This window comes from Caulobacter sp. ALps2 (assembly GCF_058681635.1).
On the sequence record NZ_CM178743.1, the window covers coordinates 2,521,974 to 2,539,313 of the forward strand.

Here is a 17,340-nt window from a genome sequence, read left to right on the forward strand (position 1 = left end):
GGATGACGGTGTTGGGTGTGGTGAGCGCTCTACGCCCCCAGCTTCTCGATCAGCGCCATCGCCGCCGCCGGATTCCTCACCTTGGCCCCGGCGATGAAGTAGGCGAACACATCGCCGCGCTCGGCCCAGGTTCGCGCCTGTTTGACGATCCCGTCCAGCTCCTCCGATGTCATGCCGGTCGGCTCGTCGGGCTTGCTGGACATCAGCCGCGCATAGGTGAAGTCGGCGGTCGGTTCGTCGATGCAGGGCCAGGTCGGCTCTTCGTCGTCGACGGCGTAAACGATGGCCGCGCCGTACTTGGCGGCCAGGTCGTAGAATTCCTGGCAGGCGAAGGTCAGGTTACGGACCTCGAGCGCATGGCGCAGCCGAACCCCGCCGCGTTCTTTCGGCAGTAATTTCAGGAAACCCTCGAAATCAGCCGGATCGAACTTCTTCGTTCCCATGAACTGCCAGTTGATGGGCCCGAGCTTCGGACCCAGCTCCTCCAGCCCCTGGGACAGGAATTTCTCGAGGGAGTCGTTGTTCTCCGACAGCACCTTGCGGTTGGTGCAGTAGCGGCTGGCCTTGACCGCGAACACGAAGTCGTCCGGCGTCTCGGCGCGCCACTTCTGCCAGCTATTGGGCTTGAAGGTCGAATAGTAGGTGCCGTTGATCTCGATGCTGGTCAGTTTGGACGAGGCGTATTTCAGCTCGTCCTTCTGCTTGACGTCATCGCCGTAGAAGGGGCCGCGCCAAGGCTCGAACGTCCAGCCGCCGATGCCCGCCCGGATCACGCCCTTGGCCATGCTTGTTCCCTTCCTGTTCTCGGCGCGCACCCTAGCATCGCGGCGCGGATGGGCAAGAGCGGGCGGCAAGCCTGCTGACTCCTGCCGTCAGCACTCGACCCGGTTGACCGACAGGCCCACCGCCAGGCCGCCCATCGAGGTTTCCTTGTAGATCTCGTTCATGTCCTCGCCGGTGCGCTTCATGGTGGCGATGACCTTGTCCAGCGACACCGAGTGCTGGCCGTCGCCGAGCAAGGCCAGGCGCGCGGCGTCGATGGCCTTGATGGCGCCCATGGCGTTGCGCTCGATGCAGGGGATCTGGACCAGGCCGCCGATCGGGTCGCAGGTGAGGCCCAGATTGTGCTCCATGCCAATCTCGGCGGCGTTCTCGATCTGGGCGTTCGTCCCTCCGAGCGCGGCGGCCAGACCGGCGGCGGCCATCGAGCAGGCCACGCCCACCTCGCCCTGGCAGCCGACCTCGGCCCCGCTGATCGACGCGTTGCGCTTATAGAGCGCGCCGATCGCCGCGGCGGTCAGCAGGAAGACGCGTATCTGCTCAGGGCTGCCCTTGTGGAAGCGCACGAAGAACCGCAGCACGGCCGGGACCAGGCCCGCCGCGCCATTGGTCGGGGCGGTGACGACGCGGCCGCCGGCGGCGTTCTCTTCGTTGACCGCCATGGCCCACAGGTTGACGAAGTCCATGGCCGCCAGGGGATCGCTCATCTGGCGCTCCATCCGACCCAGGATGGTCTGGTGGATCTGGCGGGCGCGACGCTTGACGGTCAGGCCGCCGGGCAGGACGCCGTCCTGGCGCATGCCGCGATCAATGCAGGCTTCCATGGCGTTGAAGATGCGGTCGAGGCCGGCGTTCATCTCGTCCAGCGACATCCGCGCCAGCTCGTTGGCGCCCATGACCCCGGCGATCGACAAGCCCGCGTCGGCGGCGCGTTGCAGCAGGTCGGCGCCGCTCTCGAACGGGTGGGGGATCTCCGGGCCGGTTTCGGGCGGGGCGTTGCTGCCCATCTCGCGCTCGTCGCGCACGAAGCCGCCGCCGATCGAGAAGTAGGTGCGCTCGGCCAAGACTTCGCCGGCCCTGTCGAAGGCGGTGAAGGTCAAGCCGTTGGGGTGCTGAGGCAGGCGTTCGTGACCCAGCCAGACGATGTCCCTGGCCTCGTCGAAGGTGATCGTGTGGTCGCCGCCCCCCATTTGACCGCCAAGGTTTAGGGACTGGGTCGCTTGGCTCTCCAGCAGGGCGGCCTCGCCGGCGTCGGGGTCCAGCTGCGCGGGGACGAAACCCATCAGGCCCAGGATCACGGCGCGGTCGGTGGCGTGGCCTCGGCCGGTCAGGGCCAAGGAAGCGTAGAGTTTGATCTCGACCCGGACGACGGCGGCCAGTTTCCCGGCCTCGCGCAGGCGGCCGACGAACAGCACCGCGGCGCTCATCGGCCCCATGGTGTGGCTGCTCGACGGGCCGACGCCGAGTTTGAAGAGGTCGAAGACGGAGGCGGTCATGGGGAACTCTGGGTATTCACATCAGCCCCCAAGTCCGATCTCCCCGGCGAAAGCCGGGGCCCAGATCGAACCCACGAGCGCTTGCCGAGGGGGCGAGGCTGCTGGCGAGCAAACCTCAACCGCTCAGGCTGTATCTGGGCCCCGGCTTTCGCCGGGGAAACGGGGCAGGGGTCGTTACTTACGCTGCGCGGCCGTCTTGTCGCGCAGGGCCTTGAACTCCGACCCCGCCTGCCACTGGGGCCAAACGCGGCTGTTGGCCAGGTCCGCGCCGATCTCGTAGACGAGGCCCAGGTCCATGGCCTGGCCCGACAGGTCCCAGCTCGCCGACCACTCGTCGGCCGGCTGGTGGTAGCGGTTCTCGGTGTAGTCGGCCTCGGCCTTCTCGCCGGCCTCCTTGCCGCCGACGACCAGGTCGTTGCCCGAGCCGATCGAGATGGCCGGCACGCCGCGCTTGGCGAACGGGAAGTGGTCCGAGCGGTAGAAGTGGCCGGCCTGAGGCGTCGGGTCGGGCGTGAAGTAACGGCCATGGGCCTTGGCCTTGGCGGCCAGCATGTCCTGCAAATCGACCTTGCCGTCGCCCGAGGTGGTCACGTCCTTGGCCGGACCGGCCGCCGACAGGGCGTCGATATTGATGTCGCCCACCGTGGTGGCGGTCGGGAACAGCGGGTTGGCGGAATAGTATTCCGAGCCCAGCAGGCCCTTCTCCTCGGCGGTCACGGCCAGGAACAGCACCGAGCGTTGCGGCGCGGGCTGGCTCTTGAAGGCGCGGGCCAGTTCGAGGATGCCGGCGATGCCGTCGGCGTTGTCGACGGCGCCGTTATAGATCTTGTCGCCCTTGGCGTCGGGTGCGCCCACGCCCAGGTGGTCCCAGTGGCCGCTGTAGATGACGGTCTCGTTCGGGAACTTCGCGCCCACCACGCGGCCGGCGACGTTCTTGGAGATGATCGTCTCGTGCTTGACCTTGAAGTCGGTTGAGAAGGTCACGCCCTTCAGTTCCACCGCCTTGAAGTCGCGGCCCTGGGCCTGCTTCTTCAGGGCGTCGAAGTCGAGACCGGCTTGCTTGAACAGGTCGACGGCGACGTCGCGCTGGATCCAGGCCTCGACCGCTGGGTGCTGCTTGGCCGGCTCCTTGCGGACGATGTCGAACATCACGTTGGTGTTGGAGTTCTTGACCGTGGCCCAGCCGTACGAGGCCGGGGCCGTCTCGTGGACGATCAGCACGCCGGCGGCGCCCAGGCGGGCGGCCTCTTCGTACTTGTAGGTCCAGCGGCCGTAATAGGTCATGGCCTTGCCGCCGAAATCGCCGGACCCCGTTTCGAAGTCCGGATCGTTGATCAGCACGACCAGGATCTTGCCCTTCACGTCCAGGCCCTTGAAGTCATCCCAATCGCGCTCGGGCGCCTTGACGCCATAGCCAGCGAAGACGATCGGGGCGTTCTTCAGCGAGACGGCGTCGACATTGGTCATGGCCGCGCGGATAGCGATCTGGTCGCCCTGGGCCAGGGCTTGGGTCTTGCCGTCCTTGGCGAAGGACGCGGCGACCGGGCCGGCCATCTCGAACTTGGCCAGCGGCACGTTCTGGGTCCAGGCGCGGCTGCCGTCCTTCTGGACGTCGCCGGCGGGCGACAGGCCGATGGCCTTCATCTGGTCGACGATATAGCCGACCGCCTTGGTCTCGCCGGCCGTGCCGGGGCCGCGACCTTCGTACTCGTCGGACGACAGCACCTTGATGTGGGCCGACAGCTTGGCGGGGTCGATCTTGGGCGCGTCCGCGGCCAAACCTTTTGCAAAAGAGGGGGGCGCCAGCATGGGCGCGGCGACCAAGGCGGTGGCGAGCAACAGACGTTTCATCCTCGGCCCTCTTTGGGAGCAAATCTTGGCGCGGGACCCTAGAGGGAGACCCGCCGGCCGTCCACCGCCCAGCGCTCCAGCTTTTCGCCGTCCCAGACATGCAAGGCGTCATAGAGGTTGATGGTCGGGTCGCAGTGGCCCGGCTGCAGCCAGACGAGGTCGCCGACACGGGGGGCGTCGGAAGGGAAGTCGCGGGCGGCATCGGCGTCCGCGGCGGCCACGGCGCGGTCGAAGCCCAGGGGATCGCGGCCGCCGGCCTTCAGGACGTCGATCATCGCCGGGTGGGCGATCATGCCGTGCTCGTCGCCCATCGGCCGCCAGAGAGAGCCCGGCGCGGCGCCGGCCACCACGCGGGCCGGCGGGCCGTCCATCGACATGGCCTTGAAGCCGGCGTCGACCGTGACGTGGCTCTTGTGGTTGCCTGAGACCACGGTGGCGGCCACGAACAGCGCCGGCTCGAAGGTCCATCCGCCGCCGCCCGGCGCGCCGCAGGCGTCGTACTCGACGTCCATCACCGCGTAGGAGCCGGCCTGCAGCTCGGTATAGACGCCCGAGGCCAGGTCGAAGGCGTGGGTGCCGGTGCCGCCGCCGGTCACCACGGGCGGCGGCAGGCCGGCGGCGGTCAGTTCGGCGACCACGCCTTTCAGCGTGGCGAAGGCGGCCTCGTCGGCGCTCTGACGCAGGGCCAGGTCGTCCATGTGCTGCAAGTGGCCCAGATAGGCCTGGATCCCCGCGAACCGCAGGCCCGGCGAGGCGTCGGCGGCGCGGGCCAGGCGCAGGGCGTCCTTGGGATAGGCGCCGGCGCGGTGGGTGCCGAGGTCGAGGTCGACGACCAGGTCGAGCATGGTCCCGGCCGCGACGGCCGCGTCGGACAGCCGGTCGATCTGGCCCTCGTCGTCGGCGACCGCGCCGATCTTGGCGCCGGCGCGGGCCAGGGCCGCCAGGCGCGCGGGGCCCCAGGGCGGGATGGGCGCCGTGACCAGCACGTCCTTGATCCCGCCGGCGACATAGGCCTCGGCCTCGCCAACCGTCTGGCAGCAAAGGCCGATTGCGCCGCCCTCGATGATCAGGCGGCCGAGCGTCGAGCACTTGTGGGTCTTGCCCTGAGCGCGCAGGCGCACGCCAGCGGCGTCGCACAGGGCCTGCATGCGGGCGAGGTTGCGGGTCAGGGCCGCGCGGTCGACGACGAGGAGCGGCGTCTGGGGGAGGTGTGCCGCGCTTGGAAAGTTCATCTCACTCGTCCCCATGCCAACCCCGTCATCCCGCGCTTTATGCGCGGGACCCATTTGTCCGCGGCAGGTGCGGAGCCAGGCTAGCGCTCACGTGCCAGCTGAACCATGGGTCCCGCGCATAAAGCGCGGGATGACGGCCCGTTGGTGAGCGAGGGTTAGATCTCGCCCCGCAGCACCCGCGCGAACAACCCCGGATCCACGTTGCCGCCCGACAGCACGATCGCCGCCGTCTTGCCCTTCAGGTCGACCTTGCCCGTCAGCGCCGCCGTCAGCGCCACGCAGCCGCCCGGCTCGACCACCAGTTTCAGCACCGAGAACGCATACCGCATCGCCTCGGCCACCTCGGCGTCGGTCACCGCCACGATCCCCGACAGCGTTTTCGAATTGATCGGCCAGGTCAGCTCCCCTGGCACGGGCGTCAGCAGGGCGTCGCAGATCGAGCGGGCGTCCTTGTCGATGGTCTCGCGCTGGCCGCTTTCCAGCGAGCGACGGGTCTCGTCGAAGCCGGCGGGCTCGGCGCCCCAGACTTCCGTGGACTTCGAGAGACCCTTCACCGCCGTCGAGGTCCCGGCGATCAGTCCGCCGCCGCCGACGGGGCTGAGCACGCGGTCCAGCTCGACGCCAAGGCCGCGCGCCTGCTCGATGATCTCGATCCCCAGCGTGCCCTGGCCCGCGATGATGCGCGGGTCGTCATAGGATGGCACGACCGTGCAGCCGCGCTCGGCGGCGATCTGGTCGGCGATGGCGACGCGGTCCTCGGTGAAGCGGTCGTAGAAGCGGATCTCGGCCCCGAAGCCCTTGGTCGCCTCGACCTTCACGCTCGGCGCGTCGGTCGGCATGACGATCAGGGCGGGGATCTCAAGCAGCTTGGCGGCCAGGGCCACGCCCTGGGCGTGGTTGCCGGACGAGAAGGCCACGACGCCGCGCGCCTTCTCGGCGTCCGTCAGCTGGCTGAGCCGGTTATAGGCGCCGCGGAACTTGAAGGCTCCGGCCCGCTGCAGGGTCTCGGGCTTCAGGAAGACACGCCCGCCCAGGCGTTCGTTCAGCGCCGGACTTTCGATCAGCGGGGTCTCGACCGCCAAGCCCTTGAGGCGTCCGGCGGCGGCTTGGATATCGGCGAGGGCGATGGTCATGCCCCCAGGTTTAGGGGTTGCGATCGCGCTTTTGAAGCGCCGTGGCCACATCGGGGCAAAACCGTTCAAAGACCACCGACCGAAACCCTTTGCGACCTTCGCCGTTCGCTCCATATAGGGCTGGGCTGACTTTTCAGGACGACTCGATGAAGACCGCCATGTTCGCCGCCGTGGCCGCCGCCACGCTGGCCGTCGCCGCGCCCGCGTGCGCCGGTGAAGCTTTTGTCGGTGTCTACAAGCACGACGTGACCTTCATCGGCAACGCCGTCGGCCTGGGGGCCGCGGGCCGCGAGGACGGTTTCGACGTCCACCTGGGCTATCGCACCAATCGGCTGGAAAACCTGCGCTGGCTGGGCAAGCCGCAGGTCCACGCCATGGTGTCGATCAACAGCAAGAACACCTCCAACTTCGTGGCCGCCGGCTTTGACTGGAAGATCGAGCTGGGCCAGCCCGGCGGCTTCTATTTCCGCCCCGGCATCGGCCTGGCCTATACCGACGGCAAGGCCGGCCTGCCGCCCGCCAACGCCCCCGGTCTGACCCAGGCCGAGCGGGATCGCCGCACCTATCTCTATTATCACCGCATCGATTTCGGCTCGAAAGTGCTGTTCGAGCCGGAGCTGGCGTTGGGCTACCAGGTCAGCGACAAGGTGTCGGTGGAACTCAGCTACACCCACCTGTCGAACGGCCAGATCTTCCACCAGGGGAAGAACCAGGGGCTTGACGACGCGGGGGTTCGGCTGGTTTACGCCTTCTGACTTCGCGAAGGGTCGATTTGACGATCCACGCGGCGCCGCCCACAACTGACTAAACGTCCGCGGCCGAGTCCTGTCGAAGGGCCGCGTGACGTCACCGGGCAGGTGACAAGGCATATCTCTACCATGGCCAATGTGACCGTCGTCGGCGCCCAGTGGGGCGATGAAGGCAAGGGCAAGATCGTCGACTGGCTCAGCAACCGAGCCGATGTCGTCGTGCGCTTCCAGGGCGGGCACAACGCCGGCCATACGCTGGTCGTGGACGGCAAGGTCTACAAGCTGGCCCTGCTGCCGTCGGGCGTCGTCCAGGGCAAGCTGTCGGTGATCGGCAACGGCGTCGTGGTCGACCCGTGGCACCTGCTGGGCGAGATCGACAAGATCGCCGACCAGGGCGTCAACATCACCCCCGAGCTGCTGATCCTGGCCGACAACGCCTGCCTGATCCTGCCGCTGCACCGCGACCTGGACCAGGCCCGCGAGGCCGCCTCGACCCAGAAGATCGGCACCACCGGCCGTGGCATCGGCCCGGCCTACGAGGACAAGGTCGGCCGCCGCGCCATCCGTGTCGCCGACCTGGCCGATCCGGAAGCCCTGAAGCCGAAGATCGAGCGCCTGCTCAGCCACCACGGCGCCCTGCGTCGCGGCCTGAACCTGCCGGAAGCGAGCGCGGAAGAGCTATTCGACGCCCTGATGGCGCTGGCTCCGCGCATCCTGCCCTACGCCCAGCCGGCCTGGCGGGTGCTGGACCAGGCCCACAAGGCCGGCCGCCGCATCCTGTTCGAGGGCGCGCAAGGCTCGCTGCTGGACGTCGACCACGGCACTTACCCCTTCGTGACCTCTTCCAATACGGCGGCGGGCCAGGCCTCGGCCGGCTCGGGCATGGGCCCGTCGGCGACCGGCTTCGTGCTGGGCATCGTCAAGGCCTACACCACCCGCGTGGGCGAAGGCCCGTTCCCGGCCGAGCTGTTCGATGACGTGGGCAAGCACCTGTCGACCGTGGGCCGCGAGGTCGGCGTCAACACCGGTCGCGCCCGCCGCTGCGGCTGGTTCGACTCGGTGCTGGTGCGCCAGTCGGTGGCCATCAACGGCATCCACGGCGTGGCCCTGACCAAGCTGGACGTGTTGGACGGCCTGGAGACCCTGAAGATCTGCGTCGGCTACAAGATCGGCGACAAGATCGTGGACTACCTGCCGGCCGGCCTGCGCGACCAGGCCGCCGCCACGCCGGTCTACGAGGAGATCGCCGGCTGGACCGAAAGCACCGCCGGCGCCCGCTCGTTCAAGGACCTCAACGCCAACGCCATCAAGTATGTGCGCCGGGTGGAGGAACTGATCGGCGCGCCGGTCGCCCTGCTGTCGACCAGCCCCGAGCGGGACGACACCATTCTCATGCGCGACCCTTTCCAAGGGTGAGGCCTGGCCAAGGCTAATGACCAAAAGGTGAGACAGGCGGTCGCACGGTAAACGCTTGGTGAACTATGTTGACCTAACCTCCCGCACCTTGAGAGCGTGGCAGCCGAAAGTGGAAGCCGGTTTCGGCGTCCGCCACGCTCCAAGCAAAGCTGCGGGAGGAGCGTTTTGGCTCTCCGAGACATCCTCGACGACGGACGCGAAGGCGCGTCGCTCATCATGAGCCGGCGCAGCCGCGTCGCGCGCCTGGCCGTGACGACCCTGGTCGGCGGGCTGCTGGCCTTCCACTTCGGACCCGGGCCCGCCCTGCTGTGGGCGGGGATCAACCTGCTGCTCGAGGCCTGGCTGGTCTATCTGCAGTTCAGCTTCAAGCCGCGCGAGAGCGGACGCACGTCGCTGTTCATCCGCCTGGGACCGCCGGCCGCCTACACCCTGGCCTGGTCGGTGATGGCCGGCTGGGCCGCCGTGAACGGCCCGCTATCGATGAAGTTCGCGGCGGTGATGATCCTGTTCGGCCTGGTGGTCGAAGGCCTGAAGTATTCCACCATCAGCTGGGGCGCGATGCTGGCCATCCTGCCGGCGCCGTTCGTCGCTCTCACCGTGACCCCGCTGATGGCCCCGCGCTTCAACGGCTGGGACAAGGCCGTGGCCCTGGTGACGATCGCCGGCCTGGTCGGTTACGCCGTCGACGCGGTGCGGGTGATGCGCCGCACCTCCCAGGCGCTGGAACGGGCCCAGGACGAGGCCCTGGAGGCCAGCCGCGCGAAGTCGGCCTTCCTGGCGATGATGAGCCACGAACTGCGCACGCCGATGAACGGCATCCTCGGCCTGGCCTACGCCCTGCGCGGCGCCAAGCTGGATGCGCGCCAGGCCGAGTATCTGGAGATGATCGAACAGTCGGGCCACGGCCTGATGACCATCCTCAACGACATCCTCGACCTGTCCAAGATCGAGGCCGGCAAGCTGGAGCTGGAGATCGCGCCGTTCGACATCCGCAAGCTGGCCGCCCAGACCCGCCTGGTCTGGAGCGAGACCGCGCGGCTCAAGGGCGTGGAGCTCGTCTTGGACATCGATCCGGTTACGCCGGAATGGCTGTCGGGCGACGCCGCCCGCGTGCGCCAGGTGCTGATGAACCTGGTGTCCAACGCCCTGAAATTCACGGAGGCTGGCCGCGTGACCGTAAGTATCACGCCCCTGGGCGAGGGTGTCGCCCTGTCGGTTTCCGACACTGGCGTCGGCATGAACGACGAGCAGCAGGCGCGACTGTTCACGCCGTTCGCGCAAGGCGACCGCACCATCGCGCGCCGGTTCGGCGGCACCGGTCTGGGCCTGGCCATCTGTCGCCAGCTGGTCGACATGATGAGCGGCGAGATCGGCGTCGAAAGCGCGCCCGGCCAGGGCTCGACCTTCACCGCGCGCCTGCCCCTCCCGGAAGCCGTGGCCGCGGCCAACGCCGACGACGCCGCCGAGACCCTGGACCTGACCGGCGCGCGGGTGCTGGTGGTCGACGACAACGCCATCAACCAGACCGTCGCCCGCGCCATCCTGGAAGCGGCCGGCGCCGTCGTGGCCACGGCCGACGACGGCCACACGGCCCTGGCCCGCCTGCGCATCGAGGACTTCGACGTCGTGCTGATGGACGTCCACATGCCCGGCATGGACGGCGGTGAGGCCGTGCGACGCATCCGGTCGGGCGAGGCCGGCCGCGTCGACCTGCCCGTGGTGGCCCTGACCGCCGACGCCATGGCCGGCGACGCCGAGCGCCTGCTGGCCCAAGGCTTCGACGACGCCCACCCCAAGCCGATCCAGCCCGCCGGCCTGCTGATGACGGTGGCCGCGCTGCGCGGACCCGCGCCGGCGGTCCGCCTGGCGGTCGCTTAGCCGTGGCGCGGGCGATCGCGGCCGCGCTGATCCCCCACTTTTGGTTGCGTGCAAACGGTTGAACGCGGGTCGGTCAGCGTTTGTTAGCAGGCGGCGCCTTATAGGAACCCCGCCAAGCAAGGGGGTTCCGTGTCCGCACTCGCGCGTCGTCGCAAGCTGAAGCCGGTCAACAAGGCCGACCGGGTGATGCGCAGCCTGCGCGCCCTGGAGCGCACGGCCTCGACCAGCCGCGTGCTGAACCTGATCGCCATCGAGGCCGAGAGCGGCCACCGGCCGGAATACGCCCAGCACCCGCTGTTCAAGAACAAGATCCTGAACACCGCGCTGATCATCAAGCACCGCCTGCGCAACGACGACATCTACCTGTTCGACGAGGCGCGGCCGACCGCGACCAAGATCATCATCCCGTTCGACCGTCGCGACCTCGGCCTGGGCGGTCAGTCGGTGTTCGTGGGCCAGCGCGGCTGGACCGAGGTGCTGGTCGAGGCCTGCAACGCCTCGGGCGACATGAACCGCGACCTGACGACCCTGCGCGGCATGGACATGCTGCCGTCGCTGGACCCGTTCCTGCTGCGCGAGCACCTGCGCCGCCATGGCCTGAACGTGGCCAACTGCTATTTCGCCCTGTCGCCGGCCGACTACGACGGCATGCAGGGCTTCGTGACCATGGAGATCGCCAAGCTGATCGAGCTGGCCTATCGCGACGTCGGGGGACTGGGCCGGGCCCACGCCGCGCGGCTGGTCGAGGCCCTGCTGGCGACCGATGTCGACGAGCGCCTGGAGCCCCTGCGCGACACCCTGGTCATGGAAGGCGAGAGCTTCAAGGAGGGCGTCTTCAGCTGGAAGGGCTTCCTCTATTACAAGTGGATGCTGACCAAGCTGTGGCCCAAGCTGACCGACGTCAGCAACGAGATCGGCCGCATCGTGGTCACCGGCCAGAGCGACGTCGAGACCAGCCGCTACCTGGAAGACGCCCGCAAACGCCTGCAGGGCGGGGTGATGGTCGAGCGCAGCGCCATCCTGCGCACGCTCAAGGTCTATGACGACGCCTTCGACAGCCTGGTCGACAATGGCCGACCGCAACAATTCCGCGACTTCCTGCTGCGCGCGCCCGAACTGTTCCTCAGCCTGGGCGAACGGGTTGGCGTGATCTCGCACATCTCCAGCTTCTGGCGCTATCGCTTCCCCGAAGGCGAGGCGATCACCGCCCATATCGACGAGGCCATCGATATCTTCATGGATTTCGAAGCCGGCCTGTCGGTGCCGCTACCCGCCTAGGGCAGGCGCGTCAGAAAGCGGTCGCGACCTCTGACAAAACGACGCGGTCGACTCTCTTCGCGCAATAAGCGGATTTTTACATTCTGGGACTACAGATCGGGGTCTAGTTTCGAGGAGCCGCGAGTCCGTGTTCGACGGGAACGTCCGCACAATCCAGCGCGTCGCCGCCAAGGTGCAACGGGTGATGGTCGTAGACCCCAACCCCGCGACCGCGCGCCTGCTTGCCGAACACCTGCGTCCGTTGGGCGGGGTGCAGATCTTCGCCGCGCCGTCGGCGGAGAAGGGCTACGCCATGGCGCGGGCCACCGACCCACAATTGATCTTCGTCGAGCATGCCCAGAATGGCGTCGACGGCCTGGCTTTCACCCGCAAGATTCGCCGCAGCGATCTGCTGTGCCGCGAGGCGCCGGTGATCATGTGCACGGCCGAAGCCACCGCCGAGGCCATCTTCGGCGCCCGTGACGCCGGCGTGCACGAGTTCATGCGCAAGCCGTTCAATCTGGGCGATCTGGAGCGCCGCCTCGAGGCGGTGGCCCTGAAGCCACGCGACTGGATCGAGGCCGTGGCCTATGTCGGGCCCGACCGCCGCCGCTTCAACTCGGCCGACTACAAGGGGCCGCGCAAGCGCAAGGCCGACGCGGCCGGCACGCCCGCCGCGCGCCTGTCCCAGGCCCTGCGCATCGTCAAATCCGCCGCCACGGCCCTGGACAGCGATCCGACCCAGGCCCGCCGCGCCCTGGCTGCTCAAGCCCTGGAGCTCAAGCGGGTGGGCGAGGCCGTCAAGGACGCCCGCCTGATCCAGGCCGCCGAGGCCCTGGGTTCTTTCATGACCGCGGAAACGTCCGGCGCCGGCGGCCGCGCCGAACTGGTCAAGCGCATCGATGCCCTGATGGGCTTCATGTCGGGCGAAGACACGGGCCGGGCGGCCTAGTCTGAACTTCTCCTCCCCCGCTGGGCAAGGTGGCCCAGAGGGCCGGAGGGGGTAGCTCGGCATAGGCCGGCGATGCCCTTCGGTCGCTACGCGACAGCTCCCCCAGCGGGGGAGCGGTAAAAAAGGCGGCGCCCTCGCGGACGCCGCCTTCTCCGTATTCAGGACCCCGAGGTTCCTTAGAACGCCATGCGGGCGGTCAACTGGAACACCGGGCCGGCCTTTTCGCGCTCCAGTTCATACTCGTCGAAGTCGCGGGTCTGCTGGCTGGCGAGGGTGGTGAACTTGTTGAACGTCTCTTTCTTGTTGGCGTCCAGCAGGTTCGAACCGGTCAGGCGGATCACGGTGTTCTTGCCGATCCGCTTTTCGATGAAGGCTTCCAGGTCGGCGCCATAGGTGGTCGTGACCTCTTCGCCGACGACGCGGCTGTAGGCCTCGCCCTGCTTGCGATAGGTCATGCCGAAAGAGGCGGCGAAGGTCGGGATGTCCTGGATGAAGCCGATGTTGAACACCGACTCGGCCTGGCTGTTGAACCGGCGCTTGCCGAACTCGTCGCTGACCTCGCTGTCGAGGTACGAGTAGTTCAGGAACACGCCGGTGTTGTCCATGCCGATGAACGACAGCGGGGTCGAGAGATCGAACTCGACGCCGTACACCTTGCCGTCGCCGGTGTTGCGGGCCGAGAAGACCCAGGCGATGTCGTCCGGCGGATCATCGGCCGAGCCGCGAACGTTGGTGTTGTAGATCTCGAGCAGATCCTTGATGTCGCGATAGAAGACGTTGACGCCGAAGACGCCGTCACGACCCATGCGACGCTCGTAGCCGACGTCCAGGCCCCAGGCCTTTTCCGGATCCAGGTTCGGGTCGCCGACGAAGTCGTTGCTGCCCAGTTCCTCTTCCAGCAGCACCGGCGACAGGTGCTGGAAGCTGGGGCGGCGCACGGTGCGGGCCACGGCGGCATAGACCTGGTCGGTGTTGGTCAGGTTGTAACGGACCGAGGCCGAGGGCAGCAGGACCTCGTATTTCTTCTTGGTCTCTTCACGCAGCACGAAGTCATCGACCGTGACGTCGGTGGTCTCGTAGCGCAGGCCGGCTTCCCACTTGAAGCCGTTCGAGCGGCCCGACAGCATCACGTACGGGTCGAGGCGGGTCTGCTCCAGGCGGGCCTTGCCGGTGATGTCGAAGGGCTTGTAGGCCGGCGGCGTGGCGGCCGGCAGGTTGTAGCGGTTGCGCGGCACTTCGCTGACGCGGTTGTCGCGGCGCTTGCTTTCGTACTGGACGCCGAACTCCAGCTCGGTGTTCTCGGTCAGGTCGCGCTTGTGCTCCAGCTTGGCCGAGGCTTCGTCGTCGCTGACGCGGGTCTTGGCGCGGTCGCCGGTGAAACGGTCGCCGTCCGGGAACGGGGTCGAGTCGCGCAGATATTCGGTCTCGTACTCGAACTCGTATTCATCGGCCTTGAACGCCGCGTAGCCCAGCTTCACGGTCGTCGTGCCGCCGGCCATCGGGAACTTGTACTTGCCGTTCAGCGAGTAGCTGTCCTGCTGGATGTCGACGTCGTTGTTGTTGATCGTCGAGAGATTGGCGTTGGTGTTATTGCCGGTGTTGTACTCGATCGAGTCTTCGTCCTGGTAGCGGTCGGTGTGGACGTAAAAGCCGTTCATCGACAGCTGACCGGGGCCGACCGGCACGTCGTAGGCGATGTTGAACGAGCTGTCCGTGCCGTTGCGGGTGTCGGTCTGGATTTCGTTGTTGTTCAGGGCCGCGCCGGGCTCGTCATAACGCAGGCTGAGCTTTTGCTTGGGGTTGCGGCGGCCTTGGGTGTTGGCGCCGATCAGCAGGCGGCCCGGGCCGACCTGACCGCCCCACACGCCGCCGAAGGCGCCGCGGATGCGCTTGTCGTCGAACATCAGGGCGCCGGCGCGGACATAGCCGCCGTCCAGGGCCAGGGCGTCACGCAGGACGATGTTCAGGGCGCCGGCGACGGCGTCGCCGCTGCGGTTGGCCGAGCTGCTGCGCACGATCTCGATGTGGTCGATCAGTTCGGCCGGGATGCGGTCGACGAAGAACGACTGGTCGGCGCCGTTGCCGAACGAACCCGACGACGAGCCCGAGCCCGGGACCTTTTCGCCGTTGATCAGGATCTGGGTGTAGGCCGGATCCAGGCCGCGCAGGCGCACGCCGTCCGACTCCAGAACGTCCGACAGGAACGAGACGCTGGGCACGCGCTTCAGGGCGTCGCCGACGGTCAGCGGCTCGAAGCGCTGGAAGTAGTCGAGGCCGTAGTCGAGGACCGGCGTGGTCGACTCGCTGCGGTTGCGATAGGCGATCTTGGCCTGGACGACGACGGCCGAGGCCAGGGTGGGTTCGTCGACGGTGGCCATCGGCGCGTCATCTGGCGCCGCCGTGGCGACCGAGGCCAGCGCCAACGGCGCGAGCGCCGCCAGCGCGAAGAGCATGGTCTTCCGCATGAAATATCCCCTGTGTTGGCGCGCTCTTTTTGAGCAGGCGCGCGTTCGCGTATGCGGGGCAGGGGATAGATTTCACGGTCCTTAGGGACCAGTGATGTTTGTTTGACGGTTTTGTTGCAGTTTTTTGAAACGCGGCTCCAAGTAATGCGGATATTACTTTGGGTGGCGTCAAATCAGCGGCGAAGGTCGCCAGTGCGTCACGGTTATACTTCGCGTCCAATGGGGCTGAAGCATGGCCATTATCGGCGGATCAGCGCGTTCCGGCAGGTCTTTGTAGCCAGTGACGAAGCGCTCCGTTGACCGGGCCGGGGGCTTCCATCGGCGTCATGTGGCCGGTGTCGGGGATCACCACCAGGTGCGAGCAGCCGATCGCCTCGGCCATCTCGCGATGGGCGGGCGCGGGCGTGATCTGGTCGTTTTCTCCGACGATGATGACCAAAGGGACACGCAAGGCCCGCAACGCCGCCTCGCCATCCTCGCGCTCCAGGGTATTCTGGCGCAGGAAGACCTCACGGCCCAGGCGCTGGGTCATGTCGACGATGCGGGTGGTCAGGTCGGTGTCCGAGAGTCGCGAGGCGTCGATATAGGACTTCATGATCGCCTGGCCGATCCCCAAGAACGTCCCGCCTTTGGCGGCGGCCTTGTTCAGCGCCTTGCGCTGGGCGGCGCGCTGGGGGGTGTCGACGCGGATCGAGGTGTCCAGGAGGGCCAGGCGCTCGATGCGCCGCGGCGCGAGCCGCGCGATCTCCTGGGCCACGTAGCCGCCCATCGAGAACCCGGCCAGGGCGAAGGTCGGTTCGGCCTTTTCCAGCACGCTCTGGGCCATCTCGCGCAAGGTGGCGTAGGGGGCGAGGTCGGGAACCCAGACGCGGGCGACGTCGGAAAGCCCGCTGATCTGGTCGCGCCACAGCTCGGCGTCGTTGAGCAGGCCGGGGAGCAGGATCAGCTGGGGGAGGGGAGCGGTGGCGTCGGTCATCACGAAGCTCATAGCACCATAAAAAAATCCGTCATTCGCGCCGCAAGGGCGGGAATGACGGTTGATGGGAAACGGGAAAGGGGAAAACGAAAAAGGGCGCCCCGAAGAGCGCCCCTTCCGTCTCACGCCAGTGAGCGTGGTTCTTACGCATCCACCATGTTCTTGGCGATCGCCGCCTCGCGCATGGTCTTCTGCAGTTTCTCGAACGCGCGGACCTCGATCTGGCGGACGCGTTCGCGGCTGACGCCGTACTGGGCGGCCAGTTCTTCCAGGGTGGTCGGGTCGTCCTTCAGGCGGCGCTCGGTCAGGATATGACGCTCGCGGTCGGTCAGCTCGACCATCGCCTCTTCCAGAAGCGACATCCGCAGCGACTTCTCCTCGTTCTCGGCGACGACGGTCTCTTGCGACACCTGGTCGTCGTCGGCCAGCCAGTCCTGCCACTCGCTTTCGCCGTCCGCGCGCAGCGGCGCGTTCAGCGAGGCGTCCGGGCCCGACAGGCGGCGGTTCATCGAGATGACCTCGCTGTCCAGCACGCCCAGCTTGGTGGCGATGGCGCTGACCTGGTCAGGATGCAGGTCGCCTTCCTGGAAGGCGGCGATCTGGCTCTTGGCCTTGCGCAGGTTGAAGAACAGCTTCTTCTGCGCGGCGGTCGTGCCCATCTTCACCAGCGACCACGAGCGCAGGATGTACTCCTGGATCGAGGCGCGGATCCACCACATGGCGTAGGTCGCCAGGCGGAAGCCCTTGTCGGGCTCGAACTTCTTGACGGCCTGCATCAGGCCGACATTGCCTTCGGAGATCACCTCGCCGATCGGCAGGCCGTAGCCGCGATAACCCATGGCGATCTTGGCCACGAGACGCAGGTGCGACGTCACCATCTTGTGGGCGGCTTCGGAGTCCTGATGCTCTTTCCAGCGCTGGGCGAGCATGAACTCCTCGTCCTTGGGCAGCATCGGGAACTTGCGGATCTCGGTGAGATAGCGCGACAAGCCGCCGTCCGGCGACATCACCGATAGAGAATTCACGGCCATCTTTCTTATATCCCCTTGCGTGCGGATCCGCTCGCCAATCGCGCGCGATCATCCCCCACACGAAGGACTAGATAGTTCGCGAAGCGGCGGTTTGAAGAGTGGTAACGCATTTGTAATGTCCGAG

Annotated in this window: 13 protein-coding genes and 2 pseudogenes; 5 read left to right on the plus strand and 10 right to left on the minus strand. The window is 67.4% G+C overall.

From position 1 onward, the window contains the following. Positions 1-29 precede the first annotated feature (29 nt). From ACW173_RS12035 to ACW173_RS12060, 6 genes and pseudogenes are all read right to left on the minus strand, one after another. Positions 30-823 (minus strand): annotated as a pseudogene (locus ACW173_RS12035) (DUF72 domain-containing protein). A 49-nt stretch (positions 824-872) separates the two neighbouring features. Beyond that, positions 873-2,276, minus strand: coding sequence for an L-serine ammonia-lyase (locus tag ACW173_RS12040; protein WP_492085647.1), 1,404 nt, complete (start codon positions 2,274-2,276; stop codon positions 873-875). Positions 2,277-2,450: 174 nt separating this feature from the next. After that, a complete protein-coding gene (locus ACW173_RS12045; protein WP_492085648.1) occupies positions 2,451-4,127 on the minus strand; it encodes a M28 family metallopeptidase in 1,677 nt (558 codons plus the stop codon). A gap of 38 nt (positions 4,128-4,165) precedes the next feature. Further along, on the minus strand, positions 4,166-5,374 hold the full coding sequence (locus tag ACW173_RS12050) for an alanine racemase (RefSeq protein WP_492085981.1): 1,209 nt from the start codon (positions 5,372-5,374) through the stop codon (positions 4,166-4,168). Between the two features lie 9 nt (positions 5,375-5,383). Next, positions 5,384-5,466: pseudogene (locus ACW173_RS12055) on the minus strand (hypothetical protein); the annotation flags it as partial. Positions 5,467-5,514: 48 nt separating this feature from the next. Beyond that, the gene (locus tag ACW173_RS12060; protein WP_492085650.1) at positions 5,515-6,492 is read right to left on the minus strand and encodes a threonine ammonia-lyase; all 978 of its coding nucleotides are present in this window, start codon (positions 6,490-6,492) and stop codon (positions 5,515-5,517) included. A 146-nt stretch (positions 6,493-6,638) separates the two neighbouring features. Between ACW173_RS12060 and ACW173_RS12065 the strand changes: the two genes are divergently transcribed. From ACW173_RS12065 to ACW173_RS12085, 5 genes are all read left to right on the plus strand, one after another. Continuing rightward, the gene (locus ACW173_RS12065; RefSeq protein WP_492085652.1) at positions 6,639-7,247 is read left to right on the plus strand and encodes an acyloxyacyl hydrolase; all 609 of its coding nucleotides are present in this window, start codon (positions 6,639-6,641) and stop codon (positions 7,245-7,247) included. A gap of 123 nt (positions 7,248-7,370) precedes the next feature. Next, positions 7,371-8,657 carry an adenylosuccinate synthase gene (locus ACW173_RS12070; protein WP_492085653.1) on the plus strand — a complete coding sequence of 429 codons (1,287 nt, stop codon included), beginning with the start codon at positions 7,371-7,373 and terminating at the stop codon, positions 8,655-8,657. Between the two features lie 216 nt (positions 8,658-8,873). After that, positions 8,874-10,535 (plus strand): ATP-binding protein, encoded by a 1,662-nt coding sequence (locus ACW173_RS12075; RefSeq protein ID WP_492085655.1) that lies wholly within the window; start codon positions 8,874-8,876, stop codon positions 10,533-10,535. Between the two features lie 129 nt (positions 10,536-10,664). Then, the gene (locus ACW173_RS12080; RefSeq protein WP_492085657.1) at positions 10,665-11,813 is read left to right on the plus strand and encodes a hypothetical protein; all 1,149 of its coding nucleotides are present in this window, start codon (positions 10,665-10,667) and stop codon (positions 11,811-11,813) included. Between the two features lie 184 nt (positions 11,814-11,997). Further along, complete coding sequence (locus ACW173_RS12085) at positions 11,998-12,744, plus strand: response regulator (protein WP_492085982.1); 747 nt, start codon at positions 11,998-12,000, stop codon at positions 12,742-12,744. A gap of 176 nt (positions 12,745-12,920) precedes the next feature. On the opposite strand, the gene ACW173_RS12090 is transcribed toward ACW173_RS12085, so the two are convergent. The 4 genes from ACW173_RS12090 to ACW173_RS12105 all read right to left on the minus strand — a co-directional run bounded on the left by ACW173_RS12090 (position 12,921) and on the right by ACW173_RS12105 (position 17,326). Beyond that, entirely contained in the window at positions 12,921-15,209 is a 2,289-nt protein-coding gene (locus ACW173_RS12090) for a TonB-dependent receptor plug domain-containing protein (protein ID WP_492085659.1), read from the minus strand. A gap of 250 nt (positions 15,210-15,459) precedes the next feature. Next, on the minus strand, positions 15,460-16,197 hold the full coding sequence (locus ACW173_RS12095; RefSeq protein ID WP_492085661.1) for an alpha/beta fold hydrolase: 738 nt from the start codon (positions 16,195-16,197) through the stop codon (positions 15,460-15,462). A 131-nt stretch (positions 16,198-16,328) separates the two neighbouring features. Further along, complete coding sequence (rpoH, locus tag ACW173_RS12100) at positions 16,329-17,225, minus strand: RNA polymerase sigma factor RpoH (protein WP_492085983.1); 897 nt, start codon at positions 17,223-17,225, stop codon at positions 16,329-16,331. Further along, a complete protein-coding gene (locus tag ACW173_RS12105) occupies positions 17,222-17,326 on the minus strand; it encodes a hypothetical protein (RefSeq protein ID WP_492085662.1) in 105 nt (34 codons plus the stop codon). Before ACW173_RS12105 ends, rpoH begins: the two co-directional genes overlap by 4 nt. Between the last annotated feature and the right edge of the window lie 14 nt (positions 17,327-17,340).

Bases quoted from the DNA above. Each gene is read 5' to 3' on its own strand.
- ACW173_RS12040 (WP_492085647.1), bottom strand. From the start codon at position 2,276: ATGACCGCCTCCGTCTTCGACCTCTTCAAACTCGGCGTCGGCCCGTCG.
- ACW173_RS12045 (WP_492085648.1), bottom strand. From the start codon at position 4,127: ATGAAACGTCTGTTGCTCGCCACCGCCTTGGTCGCCGCGCCCATGCTG.
- ACW173_RS12050 (WP_492085981.1), bottom strand. From the start codon at position 5,374: ATGGGGACGAGTGAGATGAACTTTCCAAGCGCGGCACACCTCCCCCAG.
- ACW173_RS12060 (WP_492085650.1), bottom strand. From the start codon at position 6,492: ATGACCATCGCCCTCGCCGATATCCAAGCCGCCGCCGGACGCCTCAAG.
- ACW173_RS12065 (WP_492085652.1), top strand. From the start codon at position 6,639: ATGAAGACCGCCATGTTCGCCGCCGTGGCCGCCGCCACGCTGGCCGTC.
- ACW173_RS12070 (WP_492085653.1), top strand. From the start codon at position 7,371: ATGGCCAATGTGACCGTCGTCGGCGCCCAGTGGGGCGATGAAGGCAAG.
- ACW173_RS12075 (WP_492085655.1), top strand. From the start codon at position 8,874: ATGAGCCGGCGCAGCCGCGTCGCGCGCCTGGCCGTGACGACCCTGGTC.
- ACW173_RS12085 (WP_492085982.1), top strand. From the start codon at position 11,998: ATGGTCGTAGACCCCAACCCCGCGACCGCGCGCCTGCTTGCCGAACAC.
- ACW173_RS12090 (WP_492085659.1), bottom strand. From the start codon at position 15,209: ATGCGGAAGACCATGCTCTTCGCGCTGGCGGCGCTCGCGCCGTTGGCG.
- ACW173_RS12095 (WP_492085661.1), bottom strand. From the start codon at position 16,197: ATGAGCTTCGTGATGACCGACGCCACCGCTCCCCTCCCCCAGCTGATC.
- ACW173_RS12105 (WP_492085662.1), bottom strand. From the start codon at position 17,326: ATGCGTTACCACTCTTCAAACCGCCGCTTCGCGAACTATCTAGTCCTT.